Origin of the sequence: Corallococcus sp. bb12-1, from assembly GCF_026626765.1 — a bacterium.
GTDB classification, from domain to species: Bacteria; Myxococcota; Myxococcia; order Myxococcales; family Myxococcaceae; genus Corallococcus; species Corallococcus terminator.
Genome location: NZ_JAPNJZ010000015.1, coordinates 343,097 through 352,747, shown reverse-complemented (window position 1 = coordinate 352,747; position 9,651 = coordinate 343,097). Strand labels below are relative to the sequence as shown.

The following is a 9,651-nucleotide window of genomic DNA, read 5'->3' as shown; positions in this document are numbered from 1 at the left end:
GCGACGGGGCCTACAGATAGCCCTTCGCCCGCAGGTTCTGTTCGATGCGCGCGTGCACGTCCCCGGGCGTCAGCGCGAGCGACGTGCCGGTGATGCGCTCGTAGGCGGCCACGTACTTGGTGGCCAGGTCCACGCGCACGTCGTCGGGGATGGCGGGAAGCTCCCCGTGGCCGGAGAAGTTCCGCTCGCGGATGAGCCACTGGCGGATGTTCTCCTTGTCGAGCATCCGCTGGTCCTCGCCCTTGGCGAAGCGCGCCTCGTACTCGTCCGCCACCCAGTAGCGGCTGGAGTCCGGGGTGTGCATCTCGTCGATGACGAAGAGCTCGTCGCCCACCTTGCCGAACTCGTACTTGGTGTCCACGAGGATGAGGCCGCGCGTCAGCGCCCACTTCTGGCCCTCCTGGAATAGGCCCCGGGCGGCTTCCGTGATGCGGGCCCAGTCGCGCGGCGTCGCGAGTCCCCGCGCCAGGATTTCCTTCTCGGAGATGGGCTCGTCGTGCTTGCCGTACTCGGCTTTGGTGGACGGCGTGAGGATGGGCGTGGGGAACGCGCTGTCCTTGCGCAGGCCTTCCGGGAAGGGCAGGCCGTAGGCGGTGTGCGTGCCCTTCTCGTAGTCGCGCCACAGGCTTCCGGTGAGGTAGCCGCGCACCACCACTTCCACGGAGAACGGCTCGCACGCGCGCGCCACGGTGACGTTCGCGTCGGGCACGTCCAGGACGTGGTTGGGGCAGATGTGCTTCGTGCGCTCGAACCAGAAGGCCGCCAGCCGGTTGAGCACCTCGCCCTTGAAGGGGATGGTGGTGAGGACGTGGTCGAAGGCGGAGAGCCGGTCGCTCGTCACCAGGATGAGCTTGTCGCCCTGGCGGTACGTGTCGCGGACCTTGCCCTTGTAGGGCTGGCCGAGTGTCGGCAGGTCCGTCTGCCGGAGCGTGTGGGAAAGCTGCGCGTGGAGGGCGGGGGTGTTCACGTCGGAGGCGCCTCGCGGCCCCGGCCACTCCGCCGGAAAGGGGCGGGAGCGGGGCCAGCTCATGAGGCGCGCGACTCTACTGGAGGCCCGCCGCCATGGAAGCGGGACCGTAGGCCGACGCCAGATAGAGGAACGCCGGGTTGATCCGCAGGATGCCGTCCACGTAGGCGACCGCGTACGGAGCGCCCGCGGCCCGGTCCACCTGCACCACGCCCTCCGGGTGGATGTCCCAGAGTGCCAGCAGCGTGCGCGCCACCAGCTCCGCGGCCTCGCGCTCGGACAGCCCCTGCAGGCTCTCCCGCCGATCCTCCGGCCACCGCTCGGCTGCCCGGCCGTCGAAGACGAACTGGAGGTTGCTGCCCGCGTCCGGCGGCTGGAGCAGGTCCGCGCGCGCCTCGAAGCCCGGCGCCGCGACGAACTCGTTGCCCTGGATGATGGGGAACAGCGCCACGCCCTGCGCGGACTGTCCGGCTTCCTGCTCCGACTGCCGGGCGATGTCCCGGAACAGCTCGAAGCGGACCGCCGGGGACTCGAACTCCACCACCTCGGGCGAGCTGGTGAGCGCCTGCCGCGACGTGAGCGACGGACGCACGGGCGTGCCCGCGCCACCGCACGCGGTGGTGAGGAGCGACAGCGACAGAAGCAAGCCAGGGACCCAGCGACGCATCAGCGGGAATATACCGATCACCCTGACGCACCACCAGCTAAACTCGGGGGCATGCGTCCAGGTTCGGAACTCACCGTCATCCTTCATCAGACCCGCTCACCCGACAACCTTGGGGCGGTCTGCAGGATCATGGCGAATTTCGATTTCCAACGCCTCGTCCTCTCGGAGCCCATCACCCGGGACTTCACCGGCGCGGAACGTCTGGCTGTCAAAAGTGACCACGTCCTCAAGGCCCTCACCGTCGCCCCGACGCTGGGGGAGGCTGTGCAGGATTGCGTGTACGTCGTGGGCAGCACGTCGCGCACCCAGGTCGTGGGGCGGTCTGCGCTGACCCCGGAGGAGGCCGCGCGGCGGCTGGCGGAGGAGAGCAAGCGGGGCCGGGTGGGGCTCTTGTTCGGCGGCGAGCAGCGCGGGCTGTCCGATGAGGACCTGACGCATTGCGCGGACGTGCTCGTCATCCCCACGTCGGACGTGCAGCCGTCCATGAACCTGGCGCAGTCGGCGTCGGTGCTGCTGTACCTCTGCCACCGTCAGGGCGTGGAGCCTTCCGGCCCGCCGGCGGAGGAGCCCGGGGCGCGGCTGGGGACGCTCGGCGCGCTGAGCAAGCGCATGCGCGAGACGATGCTGGCGGCGGACTTCCTGAACCGGCAGGCGCCGGACCATGTGCTGCACGAACTGGAGCAGACGTTGATGCGTTCGCGGCTGACCCAGCGGGAAGCGGAGCTTTGGCTCAACGCCTTCAAGCACCTGGGCCGCGCGGTGACGCCGGGGACCTCCCGCGAGTGAGGGCGGGAGGGGCGGCCGGCGCCACGTGAAGCGGGAACGACGGGCGACTTAAGCCGCGTCCTTCTTGTACGTCTCAGCGTAGTGCTTCTCGCACAGGCCGCCCTTGAGGACCTTGATGCGGCACTCCGGCTTGGAGCACACGCGGTAGCGCGAGTGCGGCAGGTCGCCCTGACGCCACTGCTTGTAGTGGAAGAAGCAGTAGTTCTTGGCGCGGTAGGGGCGCTTGCAGCCCTCCACGGTGCACGCCTTCTTGCCGTTGCCCTTGGCGGTACGCGGCCAATGGGTGGACTTCTTCGTCTGGGTGGCCTCGGCCATGGTGCGGACTCTCCTGCGAATCGATGCGCGAAAACCCGCGGCGCCACGTGGGTGGACCCGCCGCAGTATGGAAGGCGCACGGTGTATCGCCCGATTTCGCGGAACGCAAGGAGGCTGGCGGCCCGGAGGGGCCCCGGAGGTCCGTCCTGTCAGGGGACGGGCGTGCCCTTCGAGCCCCCGGAACCGCCCGTGCCCTGGCCGGCCGCCTGCCCCGCGCTCGCACGCGGCACCGGGGACAGCAGGTCCTCCAGGACGGACTTCGCCTCCGCCGAGCGTCCGCCCGGAGCGGCGTTCGAGGCCAGGGTGGCCGGCGGGACGTCGGCTTCCGTGAAGGGCAGGGCGTCCAGCTTCACCCGCATCGTCATGGGGCGGCCCACGCGGCGCACCTGGAGGCGGATGTGCTGGCCCACGCCCCGCGCGGCCACCTGCCAGCGCAGGGTGTGCGCGCGCTCCACCGTCCGGCGGTCCAGGTCGAGGATGACGTCGCCGGCCCGGAGGCCCGCGCGATCCGCCGGGCTGTCCTCCACCACGTCCGTCACCACCACCCCCCGGCCGCGCGGCATCAGGTTGAACGCCGCGGCCACCTCCGGGGAGAAGTCCTGCACGCTGATGCCAATCCACCCCCGGCGCATGCGGCCGTGGGCCTTGAGCTGCGGAATCACCGTCTTGGCGATGTCGATGGGGATGGCGAACCCGATGCCCTGGCCGGACACGTTCACCGCGTTGGCCACCGCCACCACGTCGCCGTGCAGGTCCAACACCGGCCCGCCGGAGTTGCCCGGGTTGATGGACGCGTCGATCTGCACGTAGTCGAAGTCGCCGTCGCGCCCGTTGGGCGTCACGTCGGTGCGGCCCAGGTAGCTCACCACACCCACCGTCACGGAGTGCGCCAGGCCGAACGGGTTGCCGATGACGACCACCCAGTCCGCGATGCCCACGTGGGACGCGGACGCGAGCTTGAGCACCGGCAGCTTCCGGGGCGCGTCCACCTTGAGCAGCGCGCAGTCGGTTCGCTCGTCCTCGCCCACCACGGTCGCGGGGAACTCCTCCACGTAGCCGTTGGCGCTGCGCACGGAGATGGTGACCTCGGAGGCCCCCTCCACCACGTGCGCGCTGGTGAGGATGTAGCCGTCCGGGTGGATGATGAAGCCGGAGCCGATGCCGCGCTGGGGCTCCTCGCCCTCGGGGACGTCGGCGCTGTCCTGTCGCGTGGTGATGGACACCACGGCGGGCATCGCCTTGCGGGCAACCTCGCTGATGTTGGAGTGCTGCCGGGACACGGCGCGGTTTTGCGCCTCCATCCACAGCTTCTTGTCCCGGGCCTCGGCGCGCGCCGCAGCTCCCAGCGCGCATGCCAAGACCGCCACCTTGATGACGCCCCCGAACCGCGTCCAACCCATGGGCCCGCCTCTCCACCACCGTCCAACCCAACGCCCCGGCGCAAGGTATGAACGGTGCCGGGCGGGCGGAAGGGGGCGGCGGTGCGATCAGCCGCGGCCGGCGCCTGGTTCGGTGCCTACTTCTTCTTGGCGATGATGTTGTTGATGGCCGCGCGGTCCTCTTCGGTGATGCGCTCGCGCGGCGCGGAGGCGTTGGCGGACTTCTGGGACACGACCTGCTTCGCGTCGTCCAGCGCGTCCTCGAAGCTGCCCTTCACCTTGTCCATCGCGGAAGGGTTCACCGAACGCTTCCAGGTGCGCTCCATGTGCTCCAGCGGCGAGCGACCGTCCACGTTGCCCCGCGCCAGGAAGACGCCCAGGCCCACCGCGCATGCCGTCCAGACCAGGAACTTCAACACGCCCATGATTCACATCCTCCTACGTCGTCTTACATCGACTCCAAAGCCATGGCGAGTTTCCGACCGGCGCGACGGGAGTCGCTGACAGGGGGCGGGCGGGCCCTTAAGGTCCACGGCCTTGCTGCCCGAAGAACTCATCAGGGCCGCCCAGACGCGGGCGGCGGGACTGGATGTGGGGCGGGGTGACGCGGCGCTGGAGCGCGTGCGGACCTCGGCCTCGGCGCTGTTCGCGAAGCTGCCGGAGCCCCCGGTGTACCGGCGGGCGGAGGACCCTTCACGCAAGGCGGCCCAGGCGCTGCTGCCGGAGATGGAGCGGGTGCTGGCGGAGGCCTTCGCGGTGGCGCGCGAACCGGCGATGTCGCCGCTGGTGGACCGGCTGGTGGCGGCCCTGCGCGCGCATGCGGAGGCGCTGGTGCACACGGCGGACGGCCGGTTGGAGGCGGCGGAGCTGGCGTGGCGAAAGGCCCAGGAGCTGGAGCGCTCGGCGCACCCCACGCGGCAGATGGTGGGCCCGCCGCCGCGTCCGCCGCCGGTGTTCGACAAGTCCAGTGGCCAGTCGCGCTACGACCCGCGCAACGCGGCGCAGGTGGGCGTGAAGCTGATGTGCCCCAACACCGGCTGCAAGCGGCTGGGGGACTACGCCTTCCTGCCGACGCATGCGTACCACCGCTTCGTGTGTCCGGCGTGTCGGGTGCCCTTCATGGCCTACTTCGGGGAGTTGAAGGGGCTGGAGGTGGAGGTCCGGCGCAGCTCCAAGCGCTACCGCTTCACGGTGGACGAGGTGGGCAGCGCCGTCACGACGCGCATCGACTTCGAGGAGGCCAGCGGGCAGGAGTTCCCGGCCGCGCGGCGCGACCTGCTGTCGTTCCTCTACACGGAGCAGCGCGAGCTGAAGGTGGTGATGAACCACACCAACATGAAGCTGATGTGGGTGAGCCCCGCGTCGTCGTGCTTCGTGGTGACCGCGGCCTTTGGCGAGGGCGCGCCGGAGCTGGTGGCGTTTCGCGCGTACCGGGACGAGGTTCTCAGGAAGAGCCGGCTCGGTCAGGGGTTCATCGACGGCTATTATCATTGGGGACCTCCGCTGGCGGCCTGGGTGGTGCGTCGGCCGCGTGTGCGGGCCGGGGTGCGCTGGGCCTTGACGCGGGTGCACGGCCGCCTGACACGAAGGGAACGCGGATGACACAGCAGGCTGGGACCGAGGGACCGAAGGCGCCGGGCACGCGCGGGGATGGCGCCAAGACGGCGCTGTCGGTGGTGGCCGTGCTGGGCCTGGCGGCGCTGGCGTTCCTGGGGGTGCGCGAGGGACAGCGGGCGCGACTGGTGCCGGATGGCTCGGCGCCGCCGGCCTTCCCGCTGCGCAAGCACGCGGGCGGCTCCATGGTGCTGGCGGACCTGAAGGGCCAGGTGGTGATGCTCGACTTCTGGGCGACCTGGTGTCCGCCGTGCCGCGAGGAGATGCCGTCGCTGGTGAAGCTGGCGAAGGAGTACGAGTCCCAGGGGCTCGTGTTCGTGGCGGCCAGCCGGGACGAAGGCGCCACGGCGGAGCAGGAGGTGGACTACTTCCTCAACCGCTTCCAGCCGGACCTGAAGCCCTACGTCGTCTACGCGGACGACGACATGGCGCGGGCCTTCCAGGTGAACGCGCTGCCCACGCTCTACTTCCTGGACCGCGACGGCAAGGTGACGGACGCCCAGCGCGGCATGCTGTCCGAGGACGGCCTGCGCCGCCGCATCGAGCGTGCGCTGAAGAAGTAGTCCCGGAGTGACGGGGACGGTCCTCCGCACGAGGGCCGTTCGCCGGGCGTCACACTGCCTGCCGCGGTGACGGGAGGAAGTCGTCCTCCCGGCCGTCCAGGCCCTTCGCGGTGACGGGAGGAAGTCGTCCCCCCGGCCGCGAGACAGCGGGACGGCCCGGATGCCGGACCGTCCCAACCGCCCTGTCTACTTCTTGCCGGCCGGCGTGCCCGCAGCCGGCGCGGCCGTTGGCTTCGGCGGGGTTGCCGGAGCCGGAGGCGTCGTCGCGCCAGGAGCAGGAGGCCCGCCCAGGCCGGGCAGGGGCTGGGTGCCGGGCGGAGGCGGCTGGCCGTTGGGGACGAGGGTCTCCTTCGGGCCGCTTTCGAGCTCCGCCTTCACGAGCTTGAAGTCGACGCGCCGGTTCTTCGCGCGGCCGAGCGCCGTGTCGTTGGTGTCGATGGGCCGGTCGAACCCGAAGCCCTGCGACGTCATGCGCTTGCGGTCGATCTTCTTGCCGACCAGGTAGTCGAGCACCGACTTCGCGCGCCGCTTGGACAGGTCCAGGTTGAGCGTGCGCGAACCCTTGTTGTCCGTGTGCCCTTCAATCTGCACCGGTCCCAGCGTCGGGTTCTTGGCGAGCACCGCCGCCACTTCATCGAGCAACGGGTAGGACTGCTTCTGGATGACCGCGGAGTTCGTCTCGAAGAGGATGTTGCCCTTGATGCGGATGCGGTCCGACTCCACGACCACGTAGGGCGGAGCGTCGTACGGGCAGCCGTTGTTCTCCGGCGGGCCGGCCACGTCGGGGCAGTCGTCCTCGCCGTCTGGAATCTCGTCCATGTCGGTGTCCGGGCAGCCGTCGAAGTCCTTCAGGCCGGGCACGTCCGGGCACTTGTCCAGCTTGTCGATGATGCCGTCGCCGTCGGTGTCCTTCTCCGGCTCCACCGGGCAGCCCTTGTTCTCCACGGTGCCCTTCACGCTGGGGCACGCGTCGTCGCCGTCCGCGATGCCGTCGCCGTCGTTGTCCGGATCCGGGCAGCCGTCGTAGTCCTCGAAGCCGTCCTTGTCCTCGGGCTGCGTGGGGCACCGGTCGAGCGTGTCGGGCACGCCGTCGCCATCCGAATCCAGACCGGACGTGTCGTAGCGGACCGCCAGCATCACGCGCAGGGCCTCGCGGCCGTAGCCGGTGTTGACGTTGAGCCCGCGGCCCACGTCCAGCTCCACGCCCCAGTTGCCCCACACCTTCGCGCGCGCGCCGACGAGCAGCTCCCACGGCGTCTTGAGCGAATCCGACTGGTCGAAGTTGAACGGGCGCACCAGCGGCGTGCGCAGGTGCATTTCCGCCACGCCCCGCACCTCGCGAAGCCGGCCGATGTCCGGCAGGTCCACGATGCCGCCCGCGCCCAACGTCAGCTCGTCGTCCACGCGCAGGTTCAGGTACTGCGCCGCCGGACGCAGCAGCACGCCCGCGTTGCCGAGCACGCGCACGGGAAGGGAGCCCACCTTCCAGTCCACCGCCAGGCGCGGGGCGAACACCACGCCGCGCTCACCGGTGAAGCTCTGCGCGCTGCCCGTGGGCAGGCGCACTTCCGTCACCACCGCGAGCCCGACCGGGAAGCGGTTTGGGTTCAGCAGGTTCACGCGCGGCAGCAGGCGGATGTCGCCCAGCGTGGTGCCGCTGACGCCCGCGGCGCCAGGGAAGTCCGGCGCGTTCAACGCGTCACCGAGCAGCGAGAAGTTGTCGCCCTGGATGAGCGTGACGGGCAGGTCCACACCCAGCTCCAACCGCTCCAGGAGCTGGTAGGAGAACAGCAGGTGCGCGTCCAGCCGGTACGGCAGCAGGTCGCCCAGCTTCTCGTCGCCCAGCTTCAGGGCGAGGATGCGCCAGTTGAAGTCCAGGAGCAGCGCGCCCCGGTAGCTGCCCACCGCTTCCGCGGTGGCGCCTTCCAACGCGATGCCGCTGGACTGCGCGGCCGTGGGCTTGACGGGAACGGCGTCGAAGCCGCGGGAGAACGGATCAGGCTGTGCGTGGGCCGCTGCCGTGGTGAGCAGCAGGCCCAGGGCCGCGAGCCGGATGGCTGCGCTGCCTGCGGACCGGCTCCACGAAACGTGCCCGGAGTCGGGGCATTGCATGCTGAGGCTCTTAGCACCCACCTCCCAGGGCCGGAAGAAAAGCCACCCTCCCGATGTGAGCTACAGCCCTGTGCCATTTCTACAATTCGGAGTGCCCACGAGAGGAGCGGGGCGCCCCGCCGTGAGGTGATGTGTCGTGTTGGTTACGTCACATTTCCCGGAGGCCTTCCGGATTCCCGGAGCGTCGGAGGCCATGCGAGAAACAGCGACATGAATCGCTGGCTCCTGTGGGGATGTGTCCTGGTGGTGGGCTGCGGCAACCGCGAGGCGACGGTGCGGCGCGAAGCCCTCGCGTCTCCTGCGCCGGTCGCTGAGCCCGTAGGCACGGTCGTCTTCGAGGGAAGCTGTGATGCATCCGGCGCGGTGGAGCTGGGCGGCGACCTGTTCATGGTGGCGGACGACGAGGACAACATCCTGCGCCTCTACGACGCGCGCAAAGGAGGCCGTCCGTTGAAGACGGTGGACCTGTCGCCGTCGCTGGAGCTGCCGGTGAAGAAGAAGCCCCCGGAGACGGACATCGAGGCGGGCTCGCGGCTGGGCAACCTGGCCTTCTGGCTCACGTCGCATGGCCGCAACAGCTCCGGCAAGAAGCAGCCCGCACGCCTGCGCTTCTTCGCCACGAACGCGAGCGATGCGGAGCACGTGCAGCTCATCGGCCAGCCGTACACGCAACTGCTGGAGGACCTGCTCGCGGAGCCGCGCCTCGCGCCGTACGGGTTGGTGGATGCGGAACCGCTGCCGCCGAAGCAGGCCGGGGGGCTCAACATCGAGGGCCTGACGGCGATGCTGGATGCGCCTGGGATGCTCATCGGCTTTCGCAGCCCGCTGACGCAGGGCAAGGCCCTGGTGGTGCCGCTGCTCAATCCGGAGGCGGTGGTGCGCGAGGGCGTGACGGCGCGCTTCGGTGCACCGCGCTTGCTGGACCTGGGGGGGCTGGGCATCCGCTCGCTGTCGTCGTGGCGGGGCCGCTACCTCATCACCGCGGGGGCCACTGGCTCGGAGGCGCGCTCGCGGCTGTTCACCTGGAAGGGCGGGGATGACCGCCCCGTGCCGGTAGAGTCGGTGGACCTGTCGCGGCTCAACCCGGAGGCGTTCTTCACGCCGGACACATCGGATGAGGTCCTGCTCCTGAGCGACGACGGCACCGTGTCGCTGGACGGGGTGGAGTGCAAGCGCCAGAAGGATCCGGCGCTCAAGCGCTTCCGCGGCGTGTGGACGGCGTTGCCGGAAAGCCCCTGAGCGCCGGAA

The 9,651-nt window shown here is 70.3% G+C and carries 10 protein-coding genes; 4 read left to right on the top strand and 6 right to left on the bottom strand.

Annotation, left to right across the window (positions count from 1 at the left end; genetic code table 11):
* Positions 1-10: 10 nt before the first annotated feature.
* Positions 11-967: a phosphoribosylaminoimidazolesuccinocarboxamide synthase gene (locus OV208_RS18745; RefSeq protein ID WP_267575206.1), complete on the bottom strand. Its 957-nt coding sequence runs from the start codon at positions 965-967 to the stop codon at positions 11-13.
* Positions 968-1,043: 76 nt separating this feature from the next.
* Positions 1,044-1,613, bottom strand: a complete 570-nt coding sequence (locus OV208_RS18740) for a hypothetical protein (protein ID WP_267575205.1) — start codon at positions 1,611-1,613, stop codon at positions 1,044-1,046.
* A gap of 72 nt (positions 1,614-1,685) precedes the next feature.
* On the opposite strand from OV208_RS18740, the gene OV208_RS18735 reads away from it, so the two are divergent.
* A complete protein-coding gene (locus OV208_RS18735) occupies positions 1,686-2,420 on the top strand; it encodes an RNA methyltransferase (RefSeq protein ID WP_267575204.1) in 735 nt (244 codons plus the stop codon).
* Between the two features lie 48 nt (positions 2,421-2,468).
* On the opposite strand, the gene OV208_RS18730 is transcribed toward OV208_RS18735, so the two are convergent.
* The 3 genes from OV208_RS18730 to OV208_RS18720 form a co-directional block, all read right to left on the bottom strand.
* A complete protein-coding gene (locus OV208_RS18730) occupies positions 2,469-2,735 on the bottom strand; it encodes a vegetative protein (protein ID WP_193430859.1) in 267 nt (88 codons plus the stop codon).
* 149 nt (positions 2,736-2,884) lie between these two features.
* Positions 2,885-4,135 (bottom strand): S1C family serine protease, encoded by a 1,251-nt coding sequence (locus OV208_RS18725; protein WP_267575203.1) that lies wholly within the window; start codon positions 4,133-4,135, stop codon positions 2,885-2,887.
* Positions 4,136-4,251: 116 nt separating this feature from the next.
* Positions 4,252-4,539 carry a hypothetical protein gene (locus OV208_RS18720; protein WP_267575202.1) on the bottom strand — a complete coding sequence of 96 codons (288 nt, stop codon included), beginning with the start codon at positions 4,537-4,539 and terminating at the stop codon, positions 4,252-4,254.
* A gap of 112 nt (positions 4,540-4,651) precedes the next feature.
* Here OV208_RS18720 and OV208_RS18715 point away from each other — a divergent pair, with 112 nt between their 5' ends.
* Together OV208_RS18715 and OV208_RS18710 are read left to right on the top strand one after the other, a co-directional pair.
* Positions 4,652-5,716, top strand: a complete 1,065-nt coding sequence (locus OV208_RS18715; RefSeq protein WP_267575201.1) for a CFI-box-CTERM domain-containing protein — start codon at positions 4,652-4,654, stop codon at positions 5,714-5,716.
* Positions 5,713-6,291, top strand: a complete 579-nt coding sequence (locus OV208_RS18710) for a TlpA family protein disulfide reductase (protein WP_267575200.1) — start codon at positions 5,713-5,715, stop codon at positions 6,289-6,291. The genes OV208_RS18715 and OV208_RS18710 overlap by 4 nt, the downstream gene beginning before the upstream one ends.
* A gap of 186 nt (positions 6,292-6,477) precedes the next feature.
* On the opposite strand, the gene OV208_RS18705 is transcribed toward OV208_RS18710, so the two are convergent.
* Entirely contained in the window at positions 6,478-8,403 is a 1,926-nt protein-coding gene (locus OV208_RS18705) for an OmpA family protein (RefSeq protein WP_267575199.1), read from the bottom strand.
* A gap of 210 nt (positions 8,404-8,613) precedes the next feature.
* Here OV208_RS18705 and OV208_RS18700 point away from each other — a divergent pair, with 210 nt between their 5' ends.
* Positions 8,614-9,642, top strand: coding sequence for a DUF3616 domain-containing protein (locus OV208_RS18700; protein ID WP_267575198.1), 1,029 nt, complete (start codon positions 8,614-8,616; stop codon positions 9,640-9,642).
* Positions 9,643-9,651: the final 9 nt, after the last annotated feature.

Excerpts from the sequence above, each read along its gene's own strand:
- OV208_RS18735 (WP_267575204.1), top strand. The coding sequence starts at position 1,686 with ATGCGTCCAGGTTCGGAACTCACCGTCATCCTTCATCAGACCCGCTCA.
- OV208_RS18730 (WP_193430859.1), bottom strand. The coding sequence starts at position 2,735 with ATGGCCGAGGCCACCCAGACGAAGAAGTCCACCCATTGGCCGCGTACC.
- OV208_RS18725 (WP_267575203.1), bottom strand. The coding sequence starts at position 4,135 with ATGGGTTGGACGCGGTTCGGGGGCGTCATCAAGGTGGCGGTCTTGGCA.
- OV208_RS18720 (WP_267575202.1), bottom strand. The coding sequence starts at position 4,539 with ATGGGCGTGTTGAAGTTCCTGGTCTGGACGGCATGCGCGGTGGGCCTG.
- OV208_RS18710 (WP_267575200.1), top strand. The coding sequence starts at position 5,713 with ATGACACAGCAGGCTGGGACCGAGGGACCGAAGGCGCCGGGCACGCGC.
- OV208_RS18705 (WP_267575199.1), bottom strand. The coding sequence starts at position 8,403 with ATGCAATGCCCCGACTCCGGGCACGTTTCGTGGAGCCGGTCCGCAGGC.
- OV208_RS18700 (WP_267575198.1), top strand. The coding sequence starts at position 8,614 with ATGAATCGCTGGCTCCTGTGGGGATGTGTCCTGGTGGTGGGCTGCGGC.